At 75.1% G+C, this 13,681-nt stretch carries 13 protein-coding genes; 6 read left to right on the top strand and 7 right to left on the bottom strand.

Features of this window, described 5'->3' with window-relative positions; all coding sequences use genetic code 11:
- Positions 1-9 precede the first annotated feature (9 nt).
- Together ACZ6Y1_RS05525 and ACZ6Y1_RS05520 are read left to right on the top strand one after the other, a co-directional pair.
- A complete protein-coding gene (locus ACZ6Y1_RS05525) occupies positions 10-708 on the top strand; it encodes a TetR/AcrR family transcriptional regulator (RefSeq protein WP_469623288.1) in 699 nt (232 codons plus the stop codon).
- 125 nt (positions 709-833) lie between these two features.
- Positions 834-1,784 (top strand): spherulation-specific family 4 protein, encoded by a 951-nt coding sequence (locus ACZ6Y1_RS05520; protein WP_469623285.1) that lies wholly within the window; start codon positions 834-836, stop codon positions 1,782-1,784.
- A 6-nt stretch (positions 1,785-1,790) separates the two neighbouring features.
- Here ACZ6Y1_RS05520 and ACZ6Y1_RS05515 read toward each other — a convergent pair whose 3' ends face one another.
- The 3 genes from ACZ6Y1_RS05515 to ACZ6Y1_RS05505 form a co-directional block, all read right to left on the bottom strand.
- The gene (locus ACZ6Y1_RS05515; protein WP_469623282.1) at positions 1,791-2,288 is read right to left on the bottom strand and encodes a hypothetical protein; all 498 of its coding nucleotides are present in this window, start codon (positions 2,286-2,288) and stop codon (positions 1,791-1,793) included.
- Between the two features lie 44 nt (positions 2,289-2,332).
- Positions 2,333-2,593: a DUF6332 family protein gene (locus tag ACZ6Y1_RS05510; protein WP_469623278.1), complete on the bottom strand. Its 261-nt coding sequence runs from the start codon at positions 2,591-2,593 to the stop codon at positions 2,333-2,335.
- Positions 2,594-2,666: 73 nt separating this feature from the next.
- Positions 2,667-3,410 carry a maleylpyruvate isomerase family mycothiol-dependent enzyme gene (locus ACZ6Y1_RS05505; protein WP_469623275.1) on the bottom strand — a complete coding sequence of 248 codons (744 nt, stop codon included), beginning with the start codon at positions 3,408-3,410 and terminating at the stop codon, positions 2,667-2,669.
- A 36-nt stretch (positions 3,411-3,446) separates the two neighbouring features.
- Between ACZ6Y1_RS05505 and ACZ6Y1_RS05500 the strand changes: the two genes are divergently transcribed.
- Positions 3,447-4,112 carry an alpha-ketoglutarate-dependent dioxygenase AlkB family protein gene (locus tag ACZ6Y1_RS05500; protein WP_469623271.1) on the top strand — a complete coding sequence of 222 codons (666 nt, stop codon included), beginning with the start codon at positions 3,447-3,449 and terminating at the stop codon, positions 4,110-4,112.
- Between the two features lie 42 nt (positions 4,113-4,154).
- Positions 4,155-5,411 (top strand): ROK family protein, encoded by a 1,257-nt coding sequence (locus tag ACZ6Y1_RS05495; RefSeq protein WP_469623268.1) that lies wholly within the window; start codon positions 4,155-4,157, stop codon positions 5,409-5,411.
- Positions 5,412-5,489: 78 nt separating this feature from the next.
- On the opposite strand, the gene ACZ6Y1_RS05490 is transcribed toward ACZ6Y1_RS05495, so the two are convergent.
- Positions 5,490-6,056 (bottom strand): ATP-binding protein, encoded by a 567-nt coding sequence (locus ACZ6Y1_RS05490; RefSeq protein WP_469623265.1) that lies wholly within the window; start codon positions 6,054-6,056, stop codon positions 5,490-5,492.
- A gap of 201 nt (positions 6,057-6,257) precedes the next feature.
- Here ACZ6Y1_RS05490 and cds1 point away from each other — a divergent pair, with 201 nt between their 5' ends.
- On the top strand, positions 6,258-7,448 hold the full coding sequence (cds1, locus tag ACZ6Y1_RS05485) for an L-cysteine desulfhydrase Cds1 (protein WP_469623262.1): 1,191 nt from the start codon (positions 6,258-6,260) through the stop codon (positions 7,446-7,448).
- Positions 7,449-7,494: 46 nt separating this feature from the next.
- Here the strand turns inward: cds1 and ACZ6Y1_RS05480 are convergent, their stop codons facing one another.
- Entirely contained in the window at positions 7,495-7,983 is a 489-nt protein-coding gene (locus ACZ6Y1_RS05480; RefSeq protein ID WP_469623259.1) for an SRPBCC family protein, read from the bottom strand.
- Positions 7,984-8,154: 171 nt separating this feature from the next.
- On the opposite strand from ACZ6Y1_RS05480, the gene ACZ6Y1_RS05475 reads away from it, so the two are divergent.
- The gene (locus ACZ6Y1_RS05475) at positions 8,155-10,536 is read left to right on the top strand and encodes a hypothetical protein (protein WP_469623256.1); all 2,382 of its coding nucleotides are present in this window, start codon (positions 8,155-8,157) and stop codon (positions 10,534-10,536) included.
- Here the strand turns inward: ACZ6Y1_RS05475 and ACZ6Y1_RS05470 are convergent.
- Together ACZ6Y1_RS05470 and ACZ6Y1_RS05465 are read right to left on the bottom strand one after the other, a co-directional pair.
- Complete coding sequence (locus ACZ6Y1_RS05470; RefSeq protein WP_469623253.1) at positions 10,478-12,931, bottom strand: right-handed parallel beta-helix repeat-containing protein; 2,454 nt, start codon at positions 12,929-12,931, stop codon at positions 10,478-10,480. The two genes, ACZ6Y1_RS05475 and ACZ6Y1_RS05470, sit on opposite strands and share 59 nt — an antisense overlap.
- Positions 12,932-13,031: 100 nt before the next feature.
- Positions 13,032-13,643 (bottom strand): Rv1733c family protein, encoded by a 612-nt coding sequence (locus ACZ6Y1_RS05465; RefSeq protein WP_469623249.1) that lies wholly within the window; start codon positions 13,641-13,643, stop codon positions 13,032-13,034.
- Between the last annotated feature and the right edge of the window lie 38 nt (positions 13,644-13,681).

Below are 13,681 nucleotides of genomic sequence, written 5' to 3'. Positions count from 1 at the left end.
CTGGCCCGCATGAACACCGTGCGAGGGGCCAGGGAACGGGCCCGTATCGAGGTCACCGCCGCCATCAAGGACGAGGCGCGCCGCCGCCTCGCGGAAGAGGGCGCCGCCAAACTCTCCCTGCGCGCGGTCGCCCGCGAGCTGGGCATGGTCTCCTCCGCCCTCTACCGCTACTTCCCCAGCCGCGACGACCTGCTCACCGCGCTCATCGTCGACGCCTACGACAGCCTCGGCGCCGCCGCCGAGCAGGCCGACGCCGGCGCCCTCGCCACCGGCGCCCCGCCCCGCACCCGCTGGATCGCGGTCTGCGAAGCCGTCCGGGCGTGGGGGCTGGGGCATCCGCACGAGTACGCCCTCATCTACGGTTCCCCGGTGCCCGGATACAGCGCCCCCGTGGACACCATCGGGCCCGCCTCCCGCGTCGGGAACACCCTCATCGGCATCGCCCGCGCCGCCCATGAGGGCCGTGGTCTCGCGCTGCCGCCGCTGCCCGCGACCCTGCGTGCCGAGGCCGAGCGGATGACCGCCGAGTTCGCCACCGGACTGCCGCCGGAGGTCACGGCCGCCCTAGTCGCCGCCTGGGCGCAGTTGGCCGGTCTCGTCTCCTTCGAGCTGTTCGGGCAGTTCAACCGGGTCGTGGAGGACCGGGACGCGTTCTTCACGCATGCCGTGGGCCAGCTGGCGCACGGGGTGGGGCTGCCCGCCGTGTGACGCGGCGCCCGACCGTTCGCTCTTCTGTTCGTCGTATGAATGCGTGCGGTTCCGGCCGGAGGCCGTGGCCGCCCGGCTAGTGTTCCTCGGGCCGCCCACCTCGTGCCGCCGCCGGAGGAACGTTCATGCCCCGCGCCGTGAAGGCCCTCTTGGCCATCGTCGTCACCGCGTTACTCGCCGCGCCGGCGCCGGTCGTCACCGCGTCGGCGCGCGACACACCCCCGCCCGGCACCGCCCAGACCCTGACCTCCGCGCCCCGGGCGGCCGGCGTGCGGGGCCTGGAGATCGCGGTCCCCGCCTACGTCTGGGCGGACGACCCCGTGCTCGCGGACCTCGCCGCCACCCGCCCGGCCCCCTCGGTGGTCGTCCTCAACCCGGGCAACGGCGACGCCCCGTTCGACGCGGCCTGGCGGTCCCGCGCCGACGCCCTGCGCCGCGCCACCACGGCGACCGGGGAGAAGACCAAGGTCCTCGGCTACGTCCACACCGACCACGGCAACCGCGACATCGCCGCCGTCAGGGCCTCCGTCGACAACTACCTCAGACCCGCCGGCGGCGACGGCCGCCTCCACGTCGACGGCATCTTCTTCGACGTCGTCAGCCGCGACTGCGGCCCCGGCAACGCGACCCGCGACCACTACGCGGAACTGCGCCGCTACGTGCAGGCCGTCATGGACGCCGTCGACCCGTCCGTCCCCGAACTCGTCGTCGACAACCCCGGCACCGCGATCGCCGACTGCTACCTGGAACCCGGCCACCGGACCGCCGACGTCTTCGTCACCTACGAGGACACCTACGCCGCCTACACCGGCGGCGGCTGGCTCGGAGGGAACGTCTTCGACCCCGTGGGCGGGTACCGCACCGGAGCCGAACTCGACCCGCCCGGCACGGCGTTCTGGCACCTCGTCCACGAGGTGCCGGACGCGGCCGCGATGCGCACCGCCCTCCGGACGGCCTTCACCCGTGGCGCCGGCCACGCGTACGCGACCGGCCGGACCATGCCCAACCCCTGGGACGCGGCGCCCGCCTGGCCGTACCGCGCGCAGACCGCGTACGCCGCCACCCTCGGCGAGTGACCCGGATCAGCGGTAGTCGTCGGGGTGGCCCTGCATCCAGGTGTTGATCCTGTCGCGGGTGCCGATCAGCAGCTCCTGGTGCTGCTTGAGGTTCTCGAAGTCGCGGTCGGCGCCGAGCTCCTCGTCGAGCTTCGCGGTCAGGGCGATCGGCTCGGGGAAGTGGCCGGGCCCCTTCGGGTCCGCCTTCATCGCGGCGTCCAGCCGGTGGAGTTCGTCGTGGACGCGCTTGAGGAAGTACGCGCAGTTGCCGGGGGTGCAGGAGTCCTTGAGCGTCGCCTGGAGCCCGGCGAAGGCGTCCCGGACCTTCTCGGCCGGGACGCCCGGGGGAGCGGCCGACGCGCGGTCCGAGGCCGAGGCCGTCGAGGCCGAGGCCGTCGGGGCCGAGGCCGTCGAGGACTGCCGCGCCGCCGCGGACGGCGCGACCGGATCTCCGCCGCAGGAGACCGTGAACCCGGCCAGGACCACCGCCAGTACCGCCGTGCGCCGCACCGTGGAACCGAACACCGACTCCCCCCCCCGTGATCTTCCGAGGGATCGACCCTACCTTCTCAGGCCCCGTCGTTCTCCGGACGGCGGGCGAAGCCCAGCAGGACGTGCGTGACCCGGAGGACGAACACCACCGCGGCCAGGCCCCCGCCCGCCAGGGCCAGCACGTGGTGCGCCGCCCGCGACAGGGAGAACGCCGGCGCGGGCCCGTACACCGCGCCGAAGGCGAGGGCCGCGGCGCAGCACGCGCTGACGAAGGCGTAGCCGATCTCGATCGTGACCGCGTCCCGGTCCTCCTGCGTACGCCGCGCCCGCCGCTCCATACGGGCAGTGTCACAGCGCGCACCGCGCGTCACAAGGGCGCCCGCGCCGCCGCCCGCCCCCCGCGGGGCCGGATCAGATGCCGGCCTGCTCCGTCCACAGCCGGGCGAGAGAGAGGTCGCCGGTGACCTCCGGCCCTGCCAGCGGGAGGCGGTTCCAGAGCGCCTCGTACAGCCAGGACGCCTCGCCCGTCACCTCGCAGTCGGCCGGCTCCTCCGTGGTGCCGCGCACCGTGCGGGCCGGCTCCGCGGACAGGTGGACGGTCCAGGACGCGCCCGTGTCGGCCGCCCGGATCCGCAGCACCTTGGGCTCCGGCGTACGGACCCGGCTGCGCGGGCGGGCGTGGAAGCCGGTCAGCAGCTCGTCCACCCCGTCCTCCGCGAACCAGGCGTCCACCGGCGCGTACGCCACGCCGAGCGCCGACTCCGCGTCCAGCCGGTGCACCGTGGTCTCGTGGGCCTGCCGCCGCGCCCAGAACGCCAGCGGAGACGGCGCGGCCGTGGGCAGGAAGGTCCAGCACTGGACGTCGGCCGGAGCCTCGGTCAGGGTGCGCACCAGCGCCGCGTGCCCCTCCCGGAACCACCTCAGCAGATCGCCGCCCACCAGCTCGGGTGCGTCGGGGAACGCCGCCGGCTCCAGCCGCCCCTCCGCGACGTAACCGGCCGCCCAGCGGTGCACAGCCCCCGTGTGCCGCAGCAGATCGGCCACGTGCCACCCCGGACAGGTGGGCACCGGGGCTCCGGTGCCCACCTGTCCGGCCACGTCGGCGAGCAGCTCGCCCTCCCGCGCGACCGTCTTCACGTAATCGATGATCTCCATGCCGGGAGTCTCGCAGCCGGAGCCCACAATGGAGCAATGGACGGGGAACTCTTCCCGCGCGAGCGGGCCGTGATCGCCCCCGGCGCCGTGCACGTGCCGGACTGGCTGGGGCCGGCGCGCCAGCGCGGGCTGCTCGACGCCTGCCGCGAGTGGGCCCGGCCTCCCGCCGGTCTGCGCACCGTACGGACCCCCGGCGGCGGGGTGATGACCGCCCGCCAGGTGTGTCTCGGGCTGCACTGGTACCCGTACGGATACGCGCGCACCGCCGTCGACGGGGACGGGGCGCCCGTCAAGCCCATGCCGCACTGGCTGGCCGAGCTGGGGCGCGAAGCGCTGACCGCCGCCTACGGGCGGCCGCCGGACCGCGCCGAGGTCTACGACATCGCCCTGGTCAACTTCTACGAGGGCGACTCCCGCATGGGCATGCACCGCGACGCCGAGGAGAGGTCCGGGGCCCCGGTGGTGTCGCTCAGCCTCGGCGACAGCTGCGTCTTCCGCTTCGGCAACACCGACTCGCGCGGCCGCCCGTACCGGGACGTCGAGCTGCGCAGCGGGGACCTCTTCGTCTTCGGGGACGAGAGCCGTCTGGCCTTCCACGGCGTGCCGAAGGTCCTGCCGGGCACGGGCCCGCCCGGGCTCGGCCTCACCGGGCGGCTGAACATCACCCTCCGCGTCGGCGGCCTCGGCCCGGGAGCGGTCTAGGGGCGGCGTCGGGCGGCCTCCGATCATGCGAGGATCGTTGCCATGAACGGCAACGGGGCCCCGCCGCGGGTGGGGGATGTGACCACGGGGTCCACGTCCGCACGGACCAAGCTGGAGCGCGGCCGCGGGGCGCTGGGTCCCGCGCTGGAACTGGTCCACACCGGCCGCGCCCCGACGCGCGCCGTCCTGACCGCCGAGCTCGGCGTCACCCGGGCCACCGCGGGCGCCGTCGCCGCGGAACTGGAGGCGCTCGGGCTGATCCGCGTCGACTCCCGGCCCGGCGGTGCGGGCGGCGGCGGCACCCAGGGCCGCCCCTCGCACCGGCTGGCGGTCGCCGAGGACGGGCCCGTCGCCCTCGCCGCCCAGGTGCACCCCGACGGCTTCCGCGCGGCCCTGGTGGGCCTCGGCGGCCGGATCGTCGCCACCGCCCCCGGCAAGATCACCGTCTCCGCCGACCCGGCACAGGTGCTCGGCGCGGTGGTCGACGCGGGCGCGCGGCTGCTGGAGGAGAGCGGCCGCCGCTGCATCGGCGCCGGACTCGCGGTGCCCTCGGCCGTCGCCGAGCCGGAGGGCACCGCGCTGAACCCGCTGCACCTGGCCTGGCCGCCCGGTTCGCCCGTACGTTCCGTCTTCGCGCGGTGCGTGAAGGCCGCCGGCATCGACGGCCCCGCGCTGACCGGCAACGACGTCAATCTCGCCGCGCTGGCCGAGCACCGGCACGGGGCGGGCCGCAGCGCGCAGCACCTGCTGTGCGTGGCCACCGGGCACCGCGGGGTGGGCGGGGCGCTGGTGCTGGACGGGCGCCTGCACAGCGGGAGTTCGGGTCTGGCCCTGGAGGTCGGCCACCTCACCGTGAACCCGGAGGGGCGGGCCTGCCACTGCGGCAGCCGCGGCTGCCTGGACGTGGAGGCCGACCCGCTGGCCTTCCTCACCGCCGCCGGGCGCACGCCCGGCCCGGAGGTGTCGCTGCTCCAGCAGGCCCGTGACCTGCTGCGCGACGAGCCCGGCGAGGCGGGGGTGCGGGCGGCCACCGAGGAGCTGATCGACCGGCTCGGCCTCGGTCTCGCGGGCCTGGTCAACATCCTGAACCCGGACCGCATCATCCTCGGCGGCCTGCACCGCGAACTGCTCCACGCCGACCCGGACCGGCTGCGCGCGGTGGTCGCCGACCGCAGCCTGTGGGGGCGCAGCGGGGGAGTACCGATCCTGCCGTGCACCCTCGACCACAACAGCCTGGTCGGCGCGGCGGAACTGGCGTGGCAGCCGGTGCTCGACGACCCGCTGGGAGCGCTGGCCTAGCGGGTGTTGCGAAGGTCCCGCACGGCACCTCCCGGGCCCGCCGCACGGCACCGCTCCCGGTGGCGCCGCGGCGGGACGTCACCCGGGCCCGGTGCCGACCGTGGCGGCCACCGGCAGCGCTGCCGGGACGGCTCGGGGGTCCGTGGCGAGGGACACCGCTCGCGCGGGCTCCCGTACGGGCGTGGTCTTGATCCGCCTCGGCTGCGACGGGGTCTGCGGTACGGGCGCCGCCCGCAGGGAGAACCACACCACCTTGCCCGGGCCGTCGGGCCGCTCCCGCACCCCCCAGGCCTCGCTGACCGCCGCCACGAGCGCGAGCCCGCGCCCGCAGGTCTCCAGCGACTCCAGGGGCTGCGGTGCCAGCAGGTGTGCGTCACGCAGCACCGGGAGCCGCGGATCGCTGTCGATGACCGAGACCGTGAGGCGCCCGAGGCGCAGTTCGATCTCCACCGTGCAGGTCTTGTCCGGCTGCGCGTGGCGGTGGACGTTGCTGAGGAGTTCCGTCACGCCGAGCGCAGCCCGGTCTATGAGCGGATCGAGTTGCCAGTGGCGCAGTTGCGCGGAGACGATCCTGCGGATTTGGCCGATCCGCGACGGCAAGGCCTGCAGTTCGACGACGCAGTGCCTGCGGGAATGACTGATCACGGCTGCGACTCCCCGACATGAGTGTTACGGGTGCTGCACCCTCGGTAATGCTCCACCAGGGTCACCCACGGTGCGCCACAGTGCAACCGAACGCGTCCGAAAGCGATCCGCATGGAAACCCAAAGCGACTGTTTGCGCAGGTGAGGGAGGTACATTGCGAAAGCACAGGGCATGAGAAACGGGCACGAAGGAGCACGGCGCATGAGCACCACCGGCACAACCGGCGCAGCCGCCAGAGCCGCCACGAGCGGCGCCACCGTCACCACCGTCACCACCGCCACGGCCGGCACCACCGTCGACGTGGACCACAGCGACGCCGAGTACCGCGCGTGGCTGAAGGAGGCCGTTCGCAAGGTCCAGGCGGACGCGAACCGTTCGGCCGACACGCATCTGCTGCGCTTCCCGCTCCCCGAGGCGTGGGGCATCGACCTCTACCTCAAGGACGAGTCCACGCACCCCACGGGCTCGCTCAAGCACCGCCTCGCGCGCTCGCTGTTCCTGTACGCCCTCTGCAACGGCTGGGTCCGGCCCGGCCGTCCGGTCATCGAGGCCTCCTCGGGCTCGACCGCCGTCTCCGAGGCGTACTTCGCGAAGCTGATCGGCGTCCCGTTCATCGCGGTCATGCCGCGGACCACCAGCCCCGAGAAGTGCCGGCTCATCGAATTCCACGGCGGGGAATGCCACTTCGTGGACGACCCGATGAAGATGTACGAGGAGTCCGCCGAGCTCGCGGCCCGGACGGGCGGCCATTACATGGACCAGTTCACGTACGCGGAGCGGGCCACCGACTGGCGCGGCAACAACAACATCGCAGAATCGATTTACCAGCAGCTGCGCCTGGAGCGTTTCCCCGAACCGGCCTGGATCGTCGCGACCGCCGGCACCGGCGGCACCTCCGCGACGATCGCGCGCTACGTGCACTACATGCAGCACGACACCCGGATCTGCGTCCCGGACCCGGAGAACTCGTGTTTCTTCGACGGCTGGACGAACAACGACCCGGACGCGAGCAGCGACTGCGGCTCCCGCATCGAGGGCATCGGGCGGCCCCGCATGGAGCCGAGCTTCGTACCGGGGGCCATCGACCGCATGATGAAGGTCCCGGACGCGGCGAGCGTCGCCGCCTGCCGTGCGCTGGAGCAGGCGATCGGCCGCAAGGCCGGCGGCTCCACCGGCACCGGCCTGTGGAGCGCCCTGAAGATCGTCTCCGAGATGGTGGCCGAGGGCCGTACGGGCAGCGTGGTCACCCTGCTCTGCGACTCGGGCGACCGCTACCTGGACAAGTACTACTCCGACGAGTGGCTGGCGCAGCAGGGCCTCGACCTGGCCCCGTACGCGAAGACCGTCGACACCCTCCTGACGACGGGCACCTGGCGCGAACCGGCCGCCTGAACCGGCCGCCTGAACCGGCCGGTCGGCGCGGGGAGCGGGCGGCCGGCTACCGACCCGTCGCCCGGCGGGTCGTCAGGCGGGTTTCCAGTGCGCGGACCGCCTGCCGGAAGGAGTGGCCGAGGCCCGGGCGGGCCAGGGTGAGGGCGAAGCGGAAGGCGGCGGGTCCGTCGGCGGCGAAGGTCCAGCGGACGTGGGTGCCGGCCCCGCGGGGAGTCAGCCGCCACTCCTCCAACAGGGCCTGGAGCCCAGGGGCGTTGGTGGTGTCGACCCGGTACGCGTAGCGCTGACCGGGGTCCGCCGCCATGATCGTCTCCTCGAAGCGGACGCCGCCCATCAGCTTGACCTCCCGGCCCGCGCCCCCGTGCGTGGGACGGGCCAGGGTCACCGCCCGGAACCAGCGCGGCCAGTCCTCCACTTCCTCGGCGAGGGCCCGGTACACGTCCTCGGGCGCCGCGGAGACCTCAGCGGCGAAGACCAGCCGCACCGGCGCGTCCTGGATGAAGTCCAGCCCCACCGGGCGGAGTCGGCGAGCCATGGCGGTACCCCCTCGGGTGAGTTCGCTGTCGTGCGCGGCGACACCATAGCCGCCCCTCGCACAGAAGTCCGTACGAAGTTCCCACCGACCGGGAGCCGGTGCGGGCGTGGTGCTGGCAAGGCGCCCCGGCGGGCGGGATGCTGTACTTCCCCGAGAGCGGAGGCCGCCGCCGTGCCGGAGACGCCCCTTCCCCAGCCGCCCGTGCTCGCGCTGGAGCTCCTCGTGCACGGCGTGGCCGGTGCGGCACCCGGAGAGTTGCTCGGTGACCCGCGCACCGTGCGGGTCACCGGGGACTCCACCGCCGCCGTCTTCCGCCGTACCGAGGACGCCGATGCCGAGGCGCACCCCGAGCGCTACGCCGGGCGGCCCGTTCCCGAGGCCTACTGCTGGTCCCGGCTCACCTCCGGCAACGGCGCCCGCGCGCTGTGGCTGCTGCTCCTGCCCTTCATGGTGGCCAACCTCGCCCACTGGGCCCGCCCCGCCGACACCACCGGCACCGCCGGCACCGCGCCGCGTGCCGTGCGGACGTACGGGGTCCTCGTCCGGGTCCTCGCGCTCAGCCTGACCGTGCTGCTGATCGCGGCCGCCTGCGAGGTCGCGCTCGACCTGTTCGCCTGGCAGTGCGGGGGTACGGGCTCGTGCGCGGGCTCCCGTTTCCCCTGGCTGGGTTTCCTCGCCCCCGAAGCCGGCTGGTGGGCCGAACCCGGCCGCCGCCTCGCGCTCGGCGCGCTGGTCCCGGCCGCCTTGACCGGGCTGCTCTGGTACCTGTCCAACCGCACCTGGAGCGCCTACGAGTCCCAGCCGCCGCCCGCCGGAGCGGCCGACCCGGACACCGCCTCGGACGCGGTCCCCGCCCTCGGCCGGCCCGGATTCTGGTACGGGCGCCGCCTCGTGGCCCGTCTGCGCGCCGCGCACACCGCCGCGGGGCTGCTCACCGTGGCGGTGGCCGTCTCCGTGCCCACGGCACGCCACGACCGCGGGCCGGCCGGCGCACCCGTCCTGGAAGCGCTCGGCTGGGCCACCCAGGGACTGCTCGCCGCCGTGGCCGGAGCCGTGGCCTGGATCGTCTGCCGGCGCGGCCGGACCGAGGACCGGGCCGACCACCGGCTGGACCGGGCCGCCGTCACCATGCTGCCCGGGGCCGCCCTCGCGCTGCTGGCCGCCGTCCTCGTGCACGCCTGCTGGGCCCGCCCCGGCTGGACCTCCGTCGGGCGGCTCCCCGGGGACCTCGCCTTCGGGGTGCTGATGCTGGGTCAGGGCGCCTGCGTGCTGCTGCTCGCCGTCGTCGCCCGGTACCTGCACCGCCGGGCCCCCGATCCGGCCACCGCGCTGGGCGGCCTCGGCGGACCCGCCGTCGGCATGCTGGGCTGCGCCCTCGGCGGGGTGATGTCGGGCGGCGTCGCCCAGCGCGTCGCCGACTGGCTGGACGGCGACGCCGTCCCCGGGACGCCCGGGTCCCCGCTCCCCGGGCCGCCCGTGCTGCTGTCCTGGCAGGCCGCCGTGCTGCCGCCGCTGCTCCTCGTACTGGCCCTGCTCGCCGCCTGGTTCACCGGGCGCGGGGCGCGCGAACGGCGCAGGACGGCCGCCGGCATCGCCGCCGAATACCCCGGCGAGACCCCGGACGGGCCCCGCAGCCGCCGCATCGCGGGCGCGCGGGCCGCCGCCGCGCTCACCGACTCCGCGCCCTGGTTCGTCGGAGCCGTCTCCGGGATCACTCTGCTGCTCGGCGCCGGAGCCCTCGCCGGGGCCTGGATCGGCGGCCGCGTCCCCTACGAGGCGGCACGCGGCAGCGGCCCGCTGCTGGAGACGGCCGCCCGTACCGCCCAGGACGCCGGATCCTGGCTCGTCGGTTTCGGCTTCGTCCTCTTCGTGACCTGGGGCCGGCGCGCCTACCGGGACCCGTCCGCCCGCCGCACCATCGGCATCCTGTGGGACGTCGGCACCTTCTGGCCGCGCGCGGCCCACCCCTTCGCGCCGCCCTGCTACGCCGAGCGCGCCGTCCCCGACCTGACCTGGCGGATGACCGGCTGGACGGGCCGCACCGGCGGACGGCTCGTCATCTCCGGCCACTCGCAGGGCAGCGTCCTCGCCGCCGCGGCCGTCTGGCAGCTGCCGCCGCACGTCCGCCGCCGGGTGGCCCTGCTCACCTACGGATCCCCGCTCGCCCGCCTCTACGGCCGCTGGTTCCCCGCCTACTTCGGCCCCGGGCCGCTCGCCTCCCTGCACGGCGAGCTCGACTGCTGGCGCAACCTGTGGCGGGCCACCGATCCCATCGGAGGCCCCGCGCTCCCCGGCGCGGGCCAGGACGTGGACCGCGGCCCGCTCGCCGACCCCGTCGCCTACGGCCGCAGTGCCCGGTACCCGCTGCCCGCGCCCATCCTCGGCCACTCCGACTACCAGGCCGACCCGGCCTTCGCCGCCGAACGCGCCGCGCTGCTCGCCCGCCTGGACGAGGCCGCACCACCCGCCGGCCTACCGGCCCAGAGGCCGGGTCTCAGCAAGGAGCGGGCAAAGCCGGCAGGGCCGGCAGATCCGCAGGGAACAGCAGGGTGAGCTCGTCCGTACTCGGCTCCGACAGCTGCGCCACCCGGCCCGCGTGCCGCTCGACCATCGACTCGAAGGTCTGCCGCGCGGTGCGGCCGTTGCCGAACGCCGGGCCCTTGGGCAGCGCCGTGAAGTACGCCAGCAGCGCCTCGGACGTGCCCTCGCCGAGCCGGTACTCGTGCTCCTCCGCCTGCTGCTCCACGATCCGCAGCAACTCGTCGGGCCCGTAGTCGCCGAAGGTGATGGTCCGCGAGAACCGCGAGGCGACCCCCGGGTTGACCGCCAGGAAGCGGTCCATCTCCGCCGTGTACCCGGCGACGATCACCACCACCGCGTCCCGGTGGTCCTCCATCAGCTTGACCAGCGTGTCGATCGCCTCACGCCCGAAGTCCCGGCCCGAGTCCTCCGGAGCCAGCGCGTACGCCTCGTCGATGAACAGCACCCCGCCGCGCGCCCGGTCGAAGGCCTCCTGCGTACGGATAGCGGTGGAGCCGATGTGCTCGCCGACCAGGTCCACCCGGGACACCTCGACGAGGTGGCCGCGCTCCAGCACCCCGAGCGAGGCGAGGATCTCCCCGTAGAGCCGGGCGACCGTGGTCTTGCCGGTACCGGGGGAGCCGGTGAAGACCAGGTGCCTGCGCACGGACGCCGCCTTCAGCCCCGCCTGCTGCCGCCGCCGGCCCACCTCGATCATGTCGGTGAGCGCCCGCACCTCGCGCTTGACGCTGTCCAGGCCGACCAGCGCGTCGAGCTGGGCCAGCGCCTCGTCCGAACCCCGCGCGGCCGCCGCGGTCCCGCCGTCCGGCTCCCGCGCCGGGCGCGGTACGGCCACCTCCGCCGCCGGTACCCCGCCGCGCGCCGCCACGAGCGTACGGATTCCCGCCCGCTCCCCCGCGGACCCGCCGCGGGCGCCCGCCTGGGCCGCCCGCCTGGTCCCCGACTCGTCACTGGTGCAGTCCTCGGTGGCCGGGCCGTCCTCCGCGAACTCGTAACCCCCGCGCGCACAGCGCTCGGTGTGGCAGCGGGTCAGCGTGGTGCGGCAGCCGTCGATGACGTGGAACCCGAAGCCGGAACTGCCCTCCACCCGGCAGGCCGTGAACGTGCCGCGACCTCCGGCCGACACGTAGAACCCGGCCTCGGCGGGTGAGGTGACCGTGCACCGCTCCAGCGCGGGGTCGGCCCCCTTGGTGACGATCACGCCGGTCTGCACCGAGTCGAAGGTGCAGTTCGCGAGGGTGCCGCCGCTGCCGTGGTCACGGAACCACGCGCCCGTCCCGGCCTCGCGGACGCGGCAGTCGTCGAGCTGGGCGGCGGCCCCGTCGCTCACCGAGACGGCGGTGTTGCGCACCTGCGAGAGGTCACTGTCGACCACGTCCACGCGCGAACCCCGGTCCAGCACGAACAGGGCGTCCGGCACGTCGTGCACCCGGCAGGAGGCGAGGGAGGCGGTGGCCCCGTCGCTGATCCACACCGCCGGGTAGTCGCCGGTGCTGTCGTGGATCTCGCAGGACTCGGCATCGACCCTGGTCCCCGGATCCCACACCGACAGGCCGTTGCGGCCGAACCGGCGGACCGCGGTGCGGCTGAGGGTGAGCACCGAACGGGACCGCAGGTCGACGGCGTTCTCCGGGATGTCGTGGATGTCGCAGCCCGCCAGGGTGAGCACGGCGTCGGTGTCGAGGGTGACCCCGTCGGCGGAGGTGCGGTGCACCGCGCAGTCGGTGAGCCGGGCCGCGGCCCGCGCGGCGATCTGCACCCCCGCGCCCTTGATCTCGTACACCTCGCAGCCCAGCGCCTCCAGGCCCGAACCCTCGCCGGTGATGCCGATGCCCGCGCCCGTGGCGTGGTGGATCCGGCAGCGCTCCAGCCGGGGCCGCCCGCCGCCGCGCACCGAGACGCCGGTCTGCCCGGCGGCGACGACCTCGCACTCCTCGAACACCCCGCCGCCGCCGTCCAGTACGGCGATCCCGACGCCGGCCGGATTCTCCACCGTGCACCGCCGCACCAGGGGCCGGGCCCCGGAGCCGCGCACCTCGATGCCGGCCGCCGAGCGGGTGCTGACCCGCAGATCGGTGAGCTCGGGCGAGCCGTCCTCGACCAGCAGCGCGGGCGTCGCCCGGTCCTGCCCCTCCAGGTGCAGGTCCTGCACCACGGCCGAGGCGCGCACGGTCAGGGCGACCCCGTCGAGCGGGGCGATCCGCACCGACCCCAGCCCGCCCTCGGGCCCGCGCAGGGTCACCGCGTGCTCCAGCACCAGGTTCTCCCGGTAGGTGCCGGGCGCGATGGACAGCACGTCCCCGTCGCCCGCGACGGCGAGCGCGGCGGCCAGCGTCGGATACTCGCCGGAGCGGCGCCGCCACCGCGAAGTCCCGCCGTGCGTCACCTGGACCGTGCCCTGAGCCATGGTGCTGTCGTGCCCCCGCCCTCGTACTCGCCGATGCCGATGAGACCGATCTGGTCCGGCCGCCCCACCGTAGCGCGCGCGGCGCCGCCGGGCGGCCAGGTCAACTGCCCGCGCCCGCCCGGCCCCAGTCCGGACCGGCGGCCGCCCAGGCGCGGTCCAGACGTATGTACCGCCGATGCATGAGCCTGCGTACGACCAGCCGCCGCACCGTTTCCACCAGTGCGGCCGCACCGAGCGCGATCGCCAGCCCCGCCACCCCCGCGTGCAGGGCGGCCGAGGACGGATCGAGCGGCTGCCCCACCAGGCGGCCGCGCGCGTCCGTCCATATCCGGAAGCGGTCACCGGGCCGCGGCGGTTCCTCCGCGGCCGGCACCGTGCCCTGGTGACTGCTGCCGTCGGGCGCGGTCCACGACGCCACGATCTGCGTCCGGTGCGGGGCCGTGCGCTGCGCCGACGGGTCCGCGGAAGAGCCCGCGGCAGGCTCGGGGGCGGGCCGGACCACCACCGCCGCCACGAGGTGCCGCTCCTGCCGCTGCTCGTGCGCGGCCCGCTGCAAGGTCCCGTCGACCTTGAGGCCCGCGACCCAGCCGAGGGCCGGAGCCACCACCAGGAGGCACACCAGTGCGGCGAACGCCACCCATGCCTCGAAGAGATCCGTCGGACGCCGCAGCGGATTGCGCCGCCAGCGCCACACACCCATTGCCGTCCACACGGTTTGGCTCCCCCTGCCCCGCGAGCTTCGCCTGTCTG

This window comes from Streptomyces sp. NPDC053432 (assembly GCF_055585365.1).
The sequence above is the reverse complement of the archived record's forward strand: the minus strand, read 5'-3'. Positions and strand labels throughout refer to the sequence as shown.